Genomic DNA, 17,951 nt, shown 5'->3' with positions numbered 1-17,951 from the left:
CAATGGCCGAACAAACTCAATCTGGCTTTGTGGGTCATTTAATAGAATTACGTAATAGATTAATGAAAGCTATGTTGGCTATCTTATTATTTTTTATTGCGTTTGTTTACTTTGCGAATGATATTTATAGCTTTGTTGCTGCTCCTTTGGTTGCGCACTTACCCAGTACCGCAACCATGATAGCAACCGATGTAACAGCACCGTTTTTTGCGCCATTTAAACTGACACTTTTTGTAGCTTTATTTGCCGCGATTCCGTTTATTTTACATCAAATTTGGGGGTTTATAGCTCCAGGTTTGTACAAAAGTGAAAAACGTATGTTAATGCCGATTTTGGCATCGAGCATTATCTTGTTTTATAGCGGCATCGCTTTTTGTTACTTCGTAGTACTGCCTATTATACTTGGTTTTTTTACCAGTGTTGGGCCACAGATGATGACGCTTGCACCTGACATTAGTAGTTACTTAAGTTTTGCCTTAAAGCTATTTTTTGCCTTTGGAGTCGCGTTTGAAATACCTGTAGCAATTATGTTGTTATGTTGGAGTGGTGCAACAACGACGCAAAGCTTAAAAGAAAAACGACCTTATATTGTGGTGGGTGTATTTGTTGTGGCAATGTTTTTAACGCCACCTGATGTACTATCGCAAACATTATTAGCATTTCCTATGCTACTGTTATTTGAATTGGGGTTAATTTTAGCCGCTTTTTACAGCGCTAAACCTCAGCAAGATGAGTCAGAGGAATAAATGAAAAAACAACTCGTACCAATAATTGCATTATTAAGCATATCAACGGCATACGCGAATGAAGTGAATGTTCAAGCACTGCAAGCATGTACATTTGTTGAAAATGATTTTAACCGCCTATTGTGTTACGACAACACGATGGCCGGTAAATCATTAAGTAGACCCAATAACGAAAAAAAACAAGTATCTGCAACCAAGCCTGCGGCCACAGCAGCAACCGCAGTGGTTGCGAACAATCAAATTGTCAAAACAAAAAATGACGACTTTGGCCTAGAGCACAAAGAAGCCGTAAAGGTTAATGATGATGAAATTACAGCAAGCGTAACGAGTGTTAAAGAAGCCCCTTATGGTGAGCTAATCATAACATTAGATAACGCCCAGCAATGGCGTCAAATTGGTTCTGATCGTTTACGTATTGATGCCGGCGACACAGTTGTTATTGTTCGCGGTATGTTCAATTCATTCTTACTGAAAAAAGAAGGGCAAAATCGCTCAATTCGCGTGAAGCGAACAAATTAATGAGTGAGCGGTTGATAGATGCGGGTGTAAACCTTACGAACCATCAATTTGATAGTCACCATGAGGCCATCATTGCCCGCGCAACCGCACAAAACATTTCGCAAATGCTATTGATTGGGTGTGATATAGATAGCAGCCAGCAAGGTTTACGCTTAGCAAAAAAATATAGTTTACTTGCCACCGCAGGTGTCCACCCTCATGATGCTAAAGCCGCCGATACTCAGCTTGAACAGCAGATTAGCTTGTTAGCTGATCACCCTGAAGTTGTAGCCATTGGCGAATGTGGCTTAGATTATAACCGTGACTTTTCACCCAGAGACATCCAGCGTAGTGTTTTTTCTCGTCAGTTAAAGCTTGCCGAGCAGCTCGACATGCCCGTTTACTTACATGAGCGAGACGCCAGCGAGGATATGCTATCGATTCTTAAAGAGCACAAAGTACGCGGCGTATTGCACTGTTTTACGGGTAATGGGCATGCGTTAGAGCAGTATTTATCACTGGGCTTGCATATTGGTATAACAGGCTGGGTATGCGATGAGCGCCGTGGTGAAGCATTGCAGCAGCTTATCCCCAGTATCCCATTAGAACGGCTACTAATTGAAACAGATGCGCCATTTTTAATTCCGCGCACAATAACACCAAAACCTAAATCACGTAGAAATGAACCCAGCTACCTCCCTTATGTATGTCAAACGATTGCAAACCTAAAGGGGTTAGAATTTGCAACCGTCGCAAAGCAAACTACACTTAATTTTCAACAGTTATTCAGCCATAAGGCCTAATAATGACGTTTGCTTGGAGGGTGCTTTATTGTTTACTTTTGTTTAGTTCGCTCTACTCGTTTGCATCTAACATCACTCTTGATAAAGATATTAAAAAGCTACAAGACATCCCATTTGAATATATTGGCGAACCACTTACGCTAAAACAAGCTCAGATCGCCACGCGGTGGCAGCCAATAAATAATAAAATTTTAAACCTAGGTATGTCTGAAAAAGTCGCTTGGCTGCGCGTTAATTTAACAAATCAAGAGCCCCTTGAGTTGCCAATTATATTGTCTATCGATAACCCATTGTTAGATAAAGTATCTGTTTACCAATACCATAATAATGACATTGTATTGTTTAAAGAAATTGGTGATGCATTGCCCCTGCAAAACAGACAAATAAAAAATGAGTCTTTGCTGGTAAAGCTTATTTTGCCTGCAAAAAGTACTTCAGCATTACTGTTGCGAATTGAAAATGAAGCGGGTTTACGAGCACCTTTGAGCCTATGGCAAAGTGATGAATATTTAAAATACAAAAGTAAGTTCAATCTTTTATATGGTTTGCTTGCGGGTTTTATTTTATCGCTAGCGCTAACTTGTTTTGTATTATTTGCCTTTTCAAGAAAGCATTATTTTGCGTTAAGCGGTGCTATATTACTTACGCTATGGTTCTTACTTATTTATCTATATGGCTTTGGTTACCGTTACTTTCACCCTTCACTACCGAGCCTTCAGCAAGTTGCTATACCTAGCTTACTTCTGCTTGCTTGCTATTTATTTAAACCGCTGCTTGAAAAGCTTAAAAGCGAGTTAAAAACGCCAATAGACATACCCTATACTTGGTGCAATAACCTGTTATTTATAAGTATTTTTGTTATGTGGCTGCTCCCTACAAGCATTATTATCATTTATAGCTTAGTAGCGAGTATGCTAATAATGCTGATGAATATCGCCGTAATCATTATGAACATTAGGTACACACGCAGCCAACCATTGAGTGGCCTGTTAGTCGGTGCCATAATATATTGCGCATTTTTGGTGTACATAAACATTGTTGTATTTAGCGTTTTCGATTTTGACTCTCGCAATCTTCCCTTTATGTTTGGTAGTTTTTTAATATGCGCATTAAGCTTAAGCTTTGCCACAATAAAACATTTTTTAATTGAGCGAGATGCGCAAGTAGCCGCGCAGCACGCCAAGATTGCTCAAAGCGAAGCACAAGATCAGCTGCTACAAGAGCGCCTCGATTTACAAGAGCAAGCTCGCCTCGACCTAGAAGCAAATATAGAAGAACGTACGTTTGAGCTACAAGTGACGTTACGCGAGCTCGAAGAAAAGAACCGTGCACTAGAACAGCTCAATATGGAAGACCCTCTCACACAAATTAAAAACCGCCGTTACTTTAACAAAAAATTAGTCATGGACCTGCGTCGCTCACGCCGAGAACAAACACCTTTAAGCATCATTATGTTGGATATTGACCATTTTAAGTCGATCAACGATAACTATGGCCACTTAATAGGTGATCAAACTATTCGCGCTGTTGCTGATTTAATAAAAAGCCAATTAAAACGCCCGCTTGACGAAGTAGCTCGTTATGGCGGTGAAGAGTTCGTTGTACTTTTACCAAATACACCTCTGCCTGGTGCGCTTGAAATAGCTAATAATATACGCACAGCCATTATGGACTCAACGATCACCGTGGCTAATAGTCAAATTACATTTACAATAAGCGCCGGTGTTTATAGCGCAATTGCCGAAGATATTAACAACCCAGCATTTTTTACTGACTGCGCTGATAAGGCACTTTATCATGCTAAACAATCCGGCAGAAACCGTGTAGTTAGTTTTCCAATAGTAGACTAGGAGCAAATAATGGCCCAATCAGGTCTTGATCTTTTCCCTTACACGCGGATGCGCAGAATGCGCCGCAATGATTTTTCTCGTCGTTTGATGGCTGAAAACCAACTCAGCGTGAATGATCTCATTTTCCCAGTATTTGTACTTGAAGGCAAAAATCGCCGCGAAGCAATTGAGTCAATGCCCGGTATCGAACGCTTATCAATCGATCTATTACTAGAAGAAGCGAAAGAGCTTGTTGAGCTTGGTGTGCCTGCAATCGCTATTTTCCCTGTGACTCCTGCTGATAAAAAGTCTCTTTTAGCGGAAGAGGCCTACAGTGATGATGGTCTAGCCCAACGAACTGTTCGTGCTTTGAAGGAATCATTTCCAGAGCTGGGTGTAATTACCGACGTTGCACTTGACCCTTTTACCGTTCATGGCCAAGACGGGATCATTGATGATGAAGGCTACGTGATTAATGATGTCACCACCGAAATATTAGTTAAACAAGCGTTATCCCATGCAGAAGCTGGCGCAGACGTTGTTGCACCATCAGATATGATGGATGGCCGTATAGGCGCTATTCGTGAAGCTCTCGAAGCAGATGGTTTTATTCACACTCGAATTATGGCCTATTCAGCTAAATACGCATCTAGCTACTATGGTCCATTTAGAGATGCAGTTGGCTCTGCAGGCAACTTAAAAGGGGCTGATAAAAAAACTTATCAAATGGATCCTGCAAATTCCGATGAAGCAATTCGTGAAGTTGCGCTGGACTTACAAGAGGGTGCAGACATGGTTATGGTTAAACCTGGAATGCCTTACCTCGATATCGTTCGCCGAGTCAAAGATGAGTTTGGCGTTCCTACATTTGCTTACCAGGTTAGTGGTGAATATGCGATGCATAAAGCCGCAATTAATAATGGCTGGCTAAATGAGGAAGCCACGATAATGGAATCGCTATTGGCGTTTAAACGTGCTGGTGCCGACGGTATTCTCACTTACTTTGCTAAACAAGCAGCACAGCTTCTCAAGAAATAAATGCATGCCTACTGATGTTTGATAAAAAGGGCTAGATCGCCCTTTTTATTTCCATTTTGTTAACAATTATTATTTTATTTGTCATAAATTTTCCTTACACTGTTTGTCCCATTTGGGACACAATACACGGGAAAAAATAATAATGTTAAAAACAACTCTTACGCCACTGGCGCTTGTCGTTGCAAGCCTTAGTGCGCCAGCCTCAGCTAATCTAATTATCTCTGAATATGTTGAAGGTGGTTCCAACAATAAAGCCGTTGAACTTTATAATAACTCAGGCGCGGAGTTATCGTTGGATGGGTACAATATTAGCCTTTACTCAAACGGTAACGGTGACTTAACAAGCCCAAATAACACCCTTGACCTATCAGGAACCTTACCTGCCAATGGTACTTATGTCATTGTAAATGCAGGATCTGTCGACGAACTGAAAGCAAAAGCAGACACTGAAGCGACTGTTACTTACTTTAACGGCGACGATGCACTCGTGCTAACTAAGGACGGTGTTATTGTAGACAGCTTTGGTCAACTAGGCGTAGACCCAGGTAAAGAATGGTCAGCTGGAGGCGTAACTACGAAAGACAAGTCATTACGTCGTAAACTCGATATCACAGCGGGTCGCGTTGATGCGACATCTGCTTTTGACCCAAGTGAACAATGGGAGCAGTTTGATAAAGATGACTTTTCGGGCATTGGTTTTCATGGTGAAAGCACAGAGCCTACACCTGATCCTGATCCAGTTACTCCACTAGAGTGCGGCGCAGCTAAAACACTCATTAATGAAATACAAGGTGAAGGGGGTGACAGCCCACTTTTAAACCAAGAAGTAGAATTCGAAGGTGTTGTTACTGCTGATTTGCAGGGTGACCAGCAATTAAATGGCTTCTTTGTTTCATCTCTTGAAGCTGATGTTGATACTAACGCACTCACATCTGAAGGTGTATTTGTGTACTTCTCAGATATTGATGTGGCTGTGGGCGACCATGTTCGTGTTAAAGGCAGTGTTGCTGAGTATTATAATGCAACTCAAATTGGCGATGTAAGCCAAGTAGAGATCTGTGCTTCTGGGTTGACTACAGGGGCTACAAAAATATCTTTACCAGTGGCAGATATTGCCGACTTAGAAGCCTTTGAGGGTATGCTGGTGACTTTAGACCAAACTTTAGTTGTCACAAATAACTATGGTTTAGGTCGCTATGGTGAAGTAGACTTAGCCACTGAGCGCTTATACCAAGGTACACAAATCGCTCTTCCTGGTGAAGCTGCTAACGCTGTTGAAGCTGAAAACCAGAAAAAGCAAATCCTACTCGATGATGGATCAACTAAACAAAACCTTGATCCTATTTCTTACCCTGGTGTTGGCTTAGACGCATACAATACCTTACGTTTAGGTGATTCAGTAAACACAATCACAGGTGTGTTAGGCTATAGCTTCAACCGCTACCGTATTCACCCAACTGTTCAACCTGAATTTACTGCTACAAACCCACGTACAGAGGCTCCAGCACTTCACAGTGATGCTAACTTACGTATCGCAAGCTTCAACGTACTTAACTACTTTAATGGTGATGGTCAAGGTGGTGGATTCCCAACTAGCCGTGGCGCGGACTCTGAGCAAGAACTAATTCGTCAAGAAGCTAAACTAGTCAGTGCAATCACAGCACTCGACGCTGATGTGATTGGTTTAATGGAAATCGAAAATGATGGCTTCGGTGAGCTAAGCGCTGTAGCAAGTTTAGTGTCTGCACTAAATGATGCAGACAGCACTAATGAATACGCCTTTGTTGATTTCAATATGAATCAAATTGGTACTGATGCCATTACTACAGCACTCATTTATCGTTCAAATATGATCAAAGAAGTAGGTACTGCTGCAACAACTTCAGAGTACCCTTTTGATTACAGCAACCGTGCGCCTATCGCACAAAGCTTTGAAGCACTTAGTTCAGGTGAAGTATTTACTGTGGCTGTTGCACATTTAAAATCTAAAGGTGGCTGTGGAAGTGCCGAAGGTAACAATGAAGACCAAGGTGATGGCCAAGCATGTTGGAACGAAATTCGTGTTGCTGGTGCAAATTCATTTGCTGACTGGTTAGACAGCAAACCTACAGGTGTTGAAGATGAAGATATTATCCTAGTAGGTGATATGAATGCTTACGCGATGGAAGATCCTATCCGCGCGCTCGCCGATAAAGGTTATAAAAACGTTGTCGCTGAAATTGATGGCGATACTCTAGGTTATTCATACAGTTTTTCAGGCCGCCTAGGTAGCCTAGATCACGCTGTAGCAACGCAGAGCTTGCTTGATAAAGTAGTCGCTGCAACCGATTGGCACATTAATGCTGACGAGCCTATCAGCTTAGATTACAACGTTGAGTATAAGTCAGATACGCAAGTAGCGAGTCTTTATTCACAAAGTGCTTATCGCGCCTCTGACCATGATCCTGTCATCATTGATATCAAATCAATGGCAGAGCCTGAGCCTACACCAGAACCTCAAGCACCTGTATTAACGCCAGAACAAAGCTTTAATATTATCGAAAGTGCAGCTATTGGTACCGTTATTGGGCAGCTTGAATTTACAGATGCAGATAGTGATTACACGCCTGTGGTTGAGTTTATTGTATCAGGGCATTCAGCCATCACTATTAATGAACAAGGCCAATTAATTGTTGCTGCTGGGCTTGATTACGAATTTGAGCGTAAGATCACTTTAATGGTTCAAGCTAAAGATAGTGCTGGCAACCTCTCTGCTGCACAATTAGTTTTCATCAATATTAATAATGATGAAGCTGATGACGAAGACGAGTCAGGCTCATTAGGGTGGTTAAGCTTATTAGCATTGCCATTTTTAGCTCGCCGACGCGTTAAAAAGTAATTAGCTAATACTATAAATGCCACTTTATTTCTTAAAGTGGCATTTACTTAACCAGAACTCTGGTGAACAGGTTACTTAGTTCATCTATTATTTAAAGAACTTGCACAAATGGTAATTAGACATTACCCGTATTTCCTATGCATTTCCCTTCATACAAGTTACATATTGCTTGTTTTTGTTCTTCTGATACTTGCCAATTTACAAAACGATGTGATTTATTTGAATGTGTCACAACATTAAAAGCTGTTATAACCCATAAACGTTTAAAGCTTAGATTTTTAATTTCATCTGCATTTATGTACTGCTTTCCAGCTCCGCGAGAATAGTTGATCCCAGCCTTATAGCAATGTAAAAACCTTAATTGCATAATATTGAAAAAGCTGATTATCAAAAATAGAGGTAATATTATGATACTTACAGACTTAAACTCCAGTGGAGTGGCTGCACTCAAGATATAGGTGATAAACAAAGCCAAGCTAATTTTAATTAGTTGTAACGTCCAATTAGGTGAAATTTTTACTACATTCATTGCGGTCCCTTTACGCCCACCCCTTTATTAAAAAGGTGCCTTTTCTTGTACTGATTTTAGAAAAACAAGACGTAATTTTACCTATAACAGAAATCTAAACAAGAGTAATTACCCTACTTTTTAACTAGAACAAAAGCATTTAAAGTAACTCTTTAATATACATAGAATTAATAATAAAAAAAATATCTATATTATTTTAGTATATACATTAATCGCTAATACTTAGGATTAAAGCAACAAACAATAGATAACAACAAAGTTTGTACCTTTATTTGAATCAAACTACTTATGACTTAAACCGATGGTGACTAACGGCTTATTTAAATAGCCGTTTTATAAAAACAAAAAACCCGCAACAAGTGCGGGTTTTTTAAAGAGTGAAAGTGCTAATTACTTAGCAGCGTTTTTCTCTTTTTCTGCAGCGATTACAGTGTCAGCTACGTTTTGTGGACATGCAGCGTAGTGTGAGAACTCCATAGAGAACTGACCACGACCCGATGTCATTGTACGAAGTGAACCGATGTAACCGAACATTTCTGATAATGGTACGTCAGCTTTAATACGAACGCCAGTTAAACCAGCTTCTTGATTACTTAACATACCACGACGACGGTTAAGGTCACCGATTACATCACCAACGTGATCTTCTGGTGTGAACACGTCAACTTTCATGATTGGCTCAAGAAGTTGTGCACCCGCTTTAGGGATAGACTGACGGAAAGCGCCTTTAGCAGCGATTTCGAAAGCAATTGCAGATGAATCCACGGCGTGGAAGCCACCGTCGAAAAGCTCAACTTCAACGTCAAGTACTGGGAAGCCAGCTAGAACACCTTCACCCATCATTGATTTGAAGCCTTTCTCAACTGCAGGCCAGAATTCTTTAGGTACGTTACCACCAACAACTGATGAAGTGAACGCGAAACCTGAACCCACTTCGCCTGGCTTGATGCGGTAATCGATTTTACCGAACTGACCAGAACCACCAGATTGTTTCTTATGCGTGTAGCTATCTTCGATTTCACGAGTGATAGTTTCACGGTAAGCAACCTGTGGTTGACCAACGATAAGGTCTACACCGTAAGTACGCTTAAGGATATCTACTTTGATATCTAAGTGAAGCTCACCCATACCTTTAAGGATAGTTTCGCCTGAATCTTCATCAGTCTCAACTTGGAAAGATGGATCTTCTGCAACCATTTTACCGATAGCAACACCCATTTTCTCATTACCGCCTTTATCTTTAGGCTGTACAGCAATCGAGATTACTGGCGTTGGGAAAACCATTGGCTCTAGAGTTACTGGGTGCTTAGGATCACATAGAGTGTGACCAGTTTGCACGTTCTTCATACCAACGATAGCGATGATATCGCCCGCTTGTGCTGAAGTAAGCTCTTTACGCTCATCTGCTTGCATCTCAACCATACGGCCAACACGCTCAGTTTTACCAGTAAATGCATTAAGGATGGTGTCACCCTTGTTAAGCTTACCAGAGTAGATACGTACGAAAGTTAATGCGCCAAAACGGTCATCCATGATTTTGAATGCTAACGCTTTGAAAGGTTCGTCTGCAGATACAATTGCATGCTCGCCGTTTTCGTTACCTTCTTCATCCATAAGAGGTTGAGGATCAACTTCTGTAGGTGCAGGTAAGTAATCAACAACAGCATCAAGTACTAGTTGCATACCTTTGTTTTTGAATGCAGAACCACAGAACGTTGGGAAGAAAGCAAGGTCACGAGTACCTTTACGGATACAACGCTTGATATCTTCAACTGAAGGCATTTCACCTTCCATGTATGCTTCCATTAGATCATCGTCTTGCTCAACAGCAGTTTCGATAAGCATTTCATGGTATTCTTCAACTTTGTCTACCATGTCTGCAGGAACATCTTCGATTTTGTAGTTCTCTGGAAGACCAGTGTCATCCCATACGTATGCTTGTTTGTTTAAAACGTCAACAACACCAACGAAATCATCTTCAATACCGATTGGTAAAGTCATGATAAGTGGAGTAGCACCAAGTACTTTTTGTACTTGCGCTGTTACACGGTAAAAATCAGCACCCATACGGTCTAATTTGTTTACGAAAATAATACGTGCAACACCTGATTCGTTCGCGTAGCGCCAGTTAGTTTCTGATTGTGGCTCAACACCACCAGAACCACAGAATACACCAACACCGCCATCTAATACTTTAAGTGAACGGTAAACTTCAACTGTGAAGTCAACGTGTCCAGGAGTATCGATAACGTTAAAACGGTGATCTTTCCAGAAACAGCTTACTGCCGCAGACTGGATAGTAATACCGCGCTCAGCTTCTTGATCCATGAAATCTGTAGTAGATTCACCATCATGAACCTCACCTGTTTTATGGATAGTACCTGTAAGCTTCAGGATACGCTCAGTAGTCGTGGTTTTACCCGCATCAACGTGCGCGAAAATACCAATGTTTCTGTACTTCGATAAATCTGCCATTATTTTACTCTTAATAAAGTCGAAAAATTATTCGGCGGGAGTATAACATCACTTAAAGCGAACATCACCATAGAAGTCGCTTAAAATGCAATCAATTCTAGAAAATATTTCTTTCTTGTTAGTTTGAACAATATATCTTCGCTAAAGCCCTTGTTTTTCGCTCACTTCTATATCGTTTAAAAAACATTGCCGCCCTTTGATATAAGTTGCTTGAATTGTAAAATCTCTATCTAAAATGGCAAAGTTAGCTTGTTTACCGCTTTCAAGCGAACCTACTTTATCCGCCATACCTAGAAACCTAGCAGGTACAATACTGGCCATATTGAGTGCCTCTCGTAAGTCTATACAACCCAATTCATGCATATTCTTAACTGCATTTTCCAGAGTTAAAGTGCTCCCTGCCAGTGATCCTGATGCCGTTTTTGCTATTCCCTCACTAACAAAAACATCCATTTTCCCTAATTTATATTGCCCATCAATTAACCCGCCCGCATTAATGCAATCACTTATCAGCGCGATTTTTTGTGGGCCTTTTAGCTTATAAATTAACTGTAAAATAGTTGGATGAAGATGCACACCATCAGCAATAACCTCTACCATAGCCTTATCATTCATCAAGACCGCGCCAGCACAACCAGGGTCGCGATGATGAATGCCGCGCATGCCATTAAAAACATGCACTCCACCGCACGCACCATGCTCAAGAGCTTGCTGTGTTTGCTCAAAATTAGCATCACAATGACCAAGCATTACCCGAATGCCTTGCGCTGTCAGGTATTTAATTAATGTATTTGCTTTTGGCTTTTCTGGGGCTAATGCAACCACTTTTAAACTACCGTTGGCGGCACTAATCATTGCCTTTAAATGGTCCTGCGATAACTCTAAAAAGTAGTCTTGGTTATGCGCCCCTTTATGTTTTTCACTAAAAAACAAACCTTCGCTATAGCCACCTAGCACCTGCGCACCGCTAGGTTGCTTTGTATATGCTTGGCCAATTACAGCCATCGCCTCAAGAGTTTGTTGCCAGTCAGTCGTCACAGTTGTTGCTAAAAAACCCGTAACTCCATGCTGTGCAAGTGAGCATGAGATAGTCTCGATACTACTCATTTTACAATCAATTACATCACAGCCTTCGCGACCATGAATGTGTAAATCTATTAAGCCAGGAATAATTGCAGCATCACCATAATCATGAATTGGCACACCCGCTTTAGGGTTTTCTGTAAAGCCACTAATACAGCCATCAACAACTAACATTAGATGATTTTTGAGTACCGTCTCTTGGCAATAAATAGCATGCGCCTTAACGTAAAATACCGACTCTGTCATGATAACGCTCCACCTTGCGCCTTCGCTAAAATAGCAGCACCGCGGGCACCACTGGCATCGCCAAACTCAGCCAACACAATCTTTGGTACACGGATATCAGCAAAAACATACGGCACTATTGCCGCGTCTAAATTACCCATAAGCTCGTCAACCAGTGACATACCACCACCAACAACGATGACCTCAGGATCATAAGCCATGACAATTGCCGCAAAGGTACTGCCCAATAGATCTAAGTAGCATGCAAAGCTCTGTTGACAAAGTACATCGCCTTTTCGCAACCCTTCCACAATTTCATAAGTGCTGAGCTTTTCACCTGAAAAGTGATGATAGATTCGTGCCAGCCCTGGGCCAGCAATATAACTTTCAATACACCCGGTCAAACCACAGCCACATTTTAGAATCGGTAATTGGTATTTTTGTTGTAACACGGCAGAAAGCGGATAATGCCCATATTCGCCTGCAATACCTTGCGCACTTTTGTACAGCTCACCATCGATGCATAACCCACCACCAGTACCAGTGCCAATGATCGCACCAAATACACGAGTGTTTTGCAAACCAACAGGACTTTGTGCTTCAGAAAGGGCGAAACAACGACAATCGTTTTCGATAGCAACGGGTCGATTTATCAACGTTGCTAAATCGCGTGCTGCATTTTTACCTGTTGCATGAGGCACGTTCGCGGATAAAACCTCCTGCTTCGCATTTATAATCCCTGGCATACCAATACCTACCGCGCCTTGGCATTGATATTTATTATCGGCACTTGAAATCATATCGACTAACGCGTTTAAAAAGTCTTGATAACTGCTTTGCGGTGTAGCAATGCGCCATGATTCAAGTTGATTTAAGGAAGCGTCAAACACGGCAAGTTCGATTTTACTACCGCCAATATCAATGCCATAAATATACTGCTTAGTCATTAGCATTACCTTGTGGGAATGGGTAAATATTTACCCCTTGAACCACCCTATTTACCTCACCGGTTGGGCATGGATTATCTACCGTAATACCTAATTGCCACGCTTTGTAAAAGGAAATTATTTGTGCACACACCATATAATACAGGCCATTAAATACATCATCTAATGGCTCATCAGAAGCCTCACTTGGCAAGGCTAACGCATGAACTGCAAGTGCTTGGTTATCGCCTTTCAATTCATTCAATAGGTCAATATCATATTGTTTTGTATAGTTATTGCTGGAACCAAATAATACAATTAACGTTTTGTCATCAACCAATGATTTTGGCCCATGGCGAAAACCAAGTGGAGATTCAAAATACCCCATCACCTGTCCTGCACTTAATTCCAGTAGTTTTAAAGCTGATTCTTGCGCATAACCTTTTAACGACCCAGCTCCTAAATAAACTAAACGGTGCATAGGCAATTCAGCTAATGCTTTTAATTGAGTAAGTTGTTGTGGAATATTCTTTTCAACACAATCAGCCATCACCGACACTGCGTTATCCACATCGCTAAACACCGCGAGACTTGCAATCAACATTGAAGTAAAACTGCTGGTCATCGCAAAGCTTTGATCGAGCGTTTGCAATGGCATCAATAGCGAAAAACAGTTCTCATGCTCTTTGGCTTGCTGGTTCAGTGCGCCATCTGGATTACAGGTTATAAAGAGGTGGGCAGATTCCTGCACATAATTATTCACTACATCTACAGCAGCGACACTTTCCGGGCTATTACCCGAACGCGCAAAAGACACAAGTAAAGTCGGTGTACTTTTTTGTAAATACTGCTCCGGGCAAGCCACTAATTCCGTGCTACTAACACTTACACATAACGTTGATAACTTTTGGTTTAAATAACCAACAACCGCCTCTCCAACATAGGCAGATGTACCAGCACCGGTAAAAATGATTTGCGCATTAGGCTTATCCAGCACATGGTCAAGCCAACTATCAAGCTGCTTACGCGCAAGCTCAACAATAGTCAGTGTTTCTCGCCAACAGCTGCTTTGCTGCATAATTTCTTTTGCTGTCCATGCACTATTTCTAGATTCTAGAAGGGTTTTATCAATTGCTAAATAACTCGACATTGCTACCTCACTTACGTCTATTATTGTTTAAAGCACGCGTCTGCGTAGCGACTGGTTACTTGCATTATGTGATGAATAACCAAGGCTTTAGGGTTGTTTTCAAGTGTTTTATTTCGCACAGCAAGATACTGTAATGGCATGTATTGGCTTAGTAATGGCAATGGGATTGGCTGATTTTGTAAATTGCAAAGCAGCTTTTCAACCGCATTTTGATTGCCTTGTTTACCCCAGTAATAACGAATGCGATCACTAAAGCTAAAGCGACGGTATAGCTGCTGCAATGATTGTTCAACTTGATAAAAGCGCTGCCAGTCTTTTGGATGCTGCTGCATATCAGCATCAACTACTGTACGCAAATGCGAACACTGTTCGGTATCTATTAGTGCATCTTCAATATGGCTTAATGCGAATAATGCTTCACGTAACGCAAATGTAAGCTCAGGCCCCACTTTTAAAATCGCAAAATGGTCATTCACTAACTGCTGATATGCGATCGGTGTTTGGTAATCAGTTGAATGTGCTTCAAAAGCAATACCATCTACAGATTTTATGTAATGTTTAAGTTGTTGAGCTGCACTGCTGACATAATCAAATACTTGCGTATTATCAAATTCAACACCCGGTTGCACAACTAGACCAACAACACGTTGCCATGCCGATGATAAATTAAGTTGTAAAAAAGCTTCATGATGCAATGCTAAAGTGCTTGCAACGTGCTTTGTATCTGTAACGGCTAACGTATCTATATGTTCATCAGCCCCACCAGGTGGTGGCACCTCAGTACCTATAACATACACCAAGTCACTATGACCAAATACTTTCAGTGCTGTTTTCTCAGCTACTTCACATAACTGTGCCGCTCGTATTGCCACGGTTTCATCCGCTAAAATCTCGTCATCATCAGCACAGCGCATACTGGTATCTAAGTGAATTTTCTTAAACCCTGCCGCTACATAACTAGCAATTAATTGCTCCGCCTTGTGCATTGCTGCTTCAGCACTCTCATCGCACCAACACACCGGACCTAGATGGTCACCACCGAGGATCAGTTTATCAACCGCAAAGCCCTGCTCTTCTGCAAGCCTTTCAACAAACGTCATAAAATCAGCAGGTAACATGCCAGTATAACCGCCAAATTGATTAACCTGATTAGCCGTCGCTTCTATTAATAAGTAACTATTGTCTTGCTTGGCTTGCAATATGGCGGCTTCAAGCACCAATGGATGCGCCGAACATACGGCATAAATGCCTTGCCTTTCACCCCGTTTATTCGCTGCGATTAATTGCTGTAATATCGTCATTGCAAGCCTCTGTATTGGTTATTTTAATTGATATTCGTACTATGGAAATTAAAGGTCGATTATGTGTAACTGAACACCTGCACTTTCAAGAGCGGTTTTAATATCGGCAGGGATCCCACTGTCTGTCACTACTGTATTTACTTCACTGGCAGAAATTATTTTATGTACCCCTTTACGATTAAATTTACTCGAATCGGTAACAACTATTATTTCTCTCGATACTTCACACATCACCCGGTTTAATAAGGCTTCAAGCTCAAAATGCGTAGTAATACCGATGTCTTTCTCAAAACCATCGACACCTAAAATTAATTTATCAAAGTGGTATTGCTGCAAATGCTGCTCTGCTTGGCGACCATAAAATGACAATGATTTTTTTCGCAATGTTCCACCGGTCATCAATACTTCAACCGATGGTGCATTTAACAGCGAGTGCGCGACATTTAACCCATTAGTCATCACTACTACACTGTGATGGTTGGTTAAGTTTTTAGCGACCTCTTCCGTTGTAGTCCCTGAGTCTAAAATGATCGATTCACCGTCTTTAATTAAGCTGGCAGCAAATTTACCTAAACGCTCTTTAATGCTGCGGTTCGCATCGTGCTTCTCTTTTAATGACAACTCTTGCGTAAGACGGTTACTCATCACAGCACCACCTCGAGAACGCACTAACAAACCCTTTTCATTCAGTTCATTTAAATCGTTTCTAATAGTAACTGTCGATACACCGAACAACTGAGCAAGCTCAGGAACCTGTACGCGCTCTTGTTTACAAACTAATTGCACAATTTCATGACGTCTTTCGATAGTGTTAAGCATGCCCGCTCTCTTTCATTATTTACTTTCATTCATTGTACGCAGCTTTCACTTACTTTCAATTCAATTTTTTTACATTTTTTATTTATTAGCAATAATTAAACATAAGAAACTGATTTTAAACAGCAAATGTAAAAATAAAAATAAAACCACAAGACAAATGAAAGCAAACGAAAGATTTTTATCTTGCTTTGACATTCTCTTGGGTGTACAAATAAAAGCCTGTGAAAACAAATTTACAAATAATAAACACATAAGGGCACTATTATGGGCGATCTCAACCGCAGACGATTCCTTCAATCAATGGCCGCAATTGCAGCAACAAGCGCCGCGTTAGGTTGCACTTCCACAACCAATGCCAACTCAATGCTAAAAACCGCAACACAAGGACGCTCAACGCTAGGCTTAACCGTACCTAAAATGGATGTGGTAAGAGTCGGCTTTATAGGTGTAGGTGAGCGAGGTGTTGGTGCCGTTAAACATTTTTGTCATTTAGACGGTGTTGAAATCAAAGCAATTTGCGATACCCATCAGGCTGTTGTAGATAGAGCAGTAAAAATAGTGGTCGATAAAGGCTTTAAAAAGCCAGATACCTACGGCAAAGACGATCATGATTATCTTCGCATGCTAGAGCGCAAAGATATTGATATCGTTATTATCTCAACGCCTTGGAAATGGCATACCCCCATGGCAGTAGCGACCATGGAAAGTGGTAAACATGCGTTTGTTGAAGTGCCCGCAGCCGTAACCGTTGAAGAAGCATGGCAATTAGTAAACACCTCTGAACGTACCCAAATGAACTGCATGATGTTGGAAAATGTCTGCTATGGACGTGATGAGCTCATGGTATTGAATATGGTTCGCCAAGGTATTTTTGGTGAGTTGCTCCATGGTGAAGCAGCGTATATCCATGAATTACGCTGGCAAATGAAAGAGATTGACCATAAAACAGGTTCTTGGCGCACGCCTTGGCACGCCGCGGTTGACGGTAACTTATACCCAACCCATGGTTTGGGACCCGTTTCACAGTATATGAATATTAATCGCGGTGATCGTTTTGACTACATAACATCAATGAGCTCACCGTCACTGGGCCGTGCAGCATACGCTAAAAAAGAATTTCCAGCAGATCATGGTCGCAACAAGCTGAATTATGTCGCTGGCGATATGAATACCAGCATCATTAAAACGGTTAAAGGCCGCAGCATCATGGTGCAACACGATACAACCACACCGCGCCCTTACTCTCGTCACAACCTAATTCAAGGTACCAATGGCGTATTTGCTGGTTTCCCTAATCGTATTGCACTTGAGCAAGGTGGCAGCAAAAGCTACCACGAGTGGGATTACGATATGGCAGATTGGTATAACAAATATGATCACCCGCTTTGGCAAAAAATGGGCGCAGAAGCTGAGCGCAACGGCGGCCATGGTGGTATGGACTTCCTTATGTTTTGGCGCATTATTTTCTGCCTTCGCAATGGCGAGCCACTTGATCAGGATGTATATGACGCTGCGGCGTGGTCAGCAGTGTTTCCACTCTCTGTTGACTCGGTTGCCGATCGCAGTAACAGCAAAGACTTCCCGGATTTCACTCGTGGACTTTGGCAACAAGCCAAGCCACTTGGCATTATTTCGTAATTAAATAAAGCGT

General features: G+C 41.4%; 14 protein-coding genes. 7 read left to right on the top strand and 7 right to left on the bottom strand.

Annotation, left to right across the window (positions count from 1 at the left end; all coding sequences use genetic code 11):
* The first annotated feature begins 2 nt into the window (after positions 1–2).
* From tatC to CSC79_RS07330, 6 genes are all read left to right on the top strand, one after another.
* Positions 3–746 carry a twin-arginine translocase subunit TatC gene (gene tatC / locus CSC79_RS07355; protein ID WP_099295189.1) on the top strand — a complete coding sequence of 248 codons (744 nt, stop codon included), beginning with the start codon at positions 3–5 and terminating at the stop codon, positions 744–746.
* Entirely contained in the window at positions 747–1,265 is a 519-nt protein-coding gene (locus CSC79_RS07350) for a hypothetical protein (protein WP_099295188.1), read from the top strand.
* The gene (locus CSC79_RS07345; protein ID WP_099295187.1) at positions 1,265–2,047 is read left to right on the top strand and encodes a TatD family hydrolase; all 783 of its coding nucleotides are present in this window, start codon (positions 1,265–1,267) and stop codon (positions 2,045–2,047) included. Before CSC79_RS07350 ends, CSC79_RS07345 begins: the two co-directional genes overlap by 1 nt.
* 2 nt (positions 2,048–2,049) lie before the next feature.
* On the top strand, positions 2,050–3,897 hold the full coding sequence (locus CSC79_RS07340; protein WP_099295186.1) for a diguanylate cyclase: 1,848 nt from the start codon (positions 2,050–2,052) through the stop codon (positions 3,895–3,897).
* Between the two features lie 9 nt (positions 3,898–3,906).
* Complete coding sequence (hemB, locus tag CSC79_RS07335; RefSeq protein ID WP_099295185.1) at positions 3,907–4,914, top strand: porphobilinogen synthase; 1,008 nt, start codon at positions 3,907–3,909, stop codon at positions 4,912–4,914.
* Positions 4,915–5,056: 142 nt separating this feature from the next.
* Positions 5,057–7,792: an ExeM/NucH family extracellular endonuclease gene (locus CSC79_RS07330; protein WP_099295184.1), complete on the top strand. Its 2,736-nt coding sequence runs from the start codon at positions 5,057–5,059 to the stop codon at positions 7,790–7,792.
* A gap of 115 nt (positions 7,793–7,907) precedes the next feature.
* Here the strand turns inward: CSC79_RS07330 and CSC79_RS07325 are convergent, their stop codons facing one another.
* From CSC79_RS07325 to agaR, 7 genes are all read right to left on the bottom strand, one after another.
* Entirely contained in the window at positions 7,908–8,321 is a 414-nt protein-coding gene (locus CSC79_RS07325) for a hypothetical protein (RefSeq protein WP_099295183.1), read from the bottom strand.
* 390 nt (positions 8,322–8,711) lie between these two features.
* Entirely contained in the window at positions 8,712–10,796 is a 2,085-nt protein-coding gene (fusA, locus tag CSC79_RS07320) for an elongation factor G (protein WP_099295182.1), read from the bottom strand.
* Positions 10,797–10,937: 141 nt separating this feature from the next.
* On the bottom strand, positions 10,938–12,125 hold the full coding sequence (nagA, locus tag CSC79_RS07315) for an N-acetylglucosamine-6-phosphate deacetylase (RefSeq protein ID WP_099295181.1): 1,188 nt from the start codon (positions 12,123–12,125) through the stop codon (positions 10,938–10,940).
* Entirely contained in the window at positions 12,122–13,051 is a 930-nt protein-coding gene (locus CSC79_RS07310) for an ROK family protein (protein ID WP_099295180.1), read from the bottom strand. Before CSC79_RS07310 ends, nagA begins: the two co-directional genes overlap by 4 nt.
* Complete coding sequence (locus tag CSC79_RS07305) at positions 13,044–14,180, bottom strand: SIS domain-containing protein (RefSeq protein ID WP_099295179.1); 1,137 nt, start codon at positions 14,178–14,180, stop codon at positions 13,044–13,046. Before CSC79_RS07305 ends, CSC79_RS07310 begins: the two co-directional genes overlap by 8 nt.
* Positions 14,181–14,200: 20 nt before the next feature.
* Complete coding sequence (locus CSC79_RS07300) at positions 14,201–15,481, bottom strand: D-tagatose-bisphosphate aldolase, class II, non-catalytic subunit (protein WP_099295178.1); 1,281 nt, start codon at positions 15,479–15,481, stop codon at positions 14,201–14,203.
* Positions 15,482–15,529: 48 nt separating this feature from the next.
* A complete protein-coding gene (agaR, locus tag CSC79_RS07295) occupies positions 15,530–16,300 on the bottom strand; it encodes a transcriptional repressor AgaR (protein WP_099295177.1) in 771 nt (256 codons plus the stop codon).
* Positions 16,301–16,564: 264 nt separating this feature from the next.
* On the opposite strand from agaR, the gene CSC79_RS07290 reads away from it, so the two are divergent.
* Positions 16,565–17,938 carry a Gfo/Idh/MocA family oxidoreductase gene (locus CSC79_RS07290; RefSeq protein ID WP_099295176.1) on the top strand — a complete coding sequence of 458 codons (1,374 nt, stop codon included), beginning with the start codon at positions 16,565–16,567 and terminating at the stop codon, positions 17,936–17,938.
* Positions 17,939–17,951: the final 13 nt, after the last annotated feature.

The organism is Pseudoalteromonas sp. 3D05 (assembly GCF_002723455.1).
GTDB lineage: Bacteria > Pseudomonadota > Gammaproteobacteria > Enterobacterales > Alteromonadaceae > Pseudoalteromonas.
The sequence above is the reverse complement of the archived record's forward strand: the minus strand, read 5'-3'. Positions and strand labels throughout refer to the sequence as shown.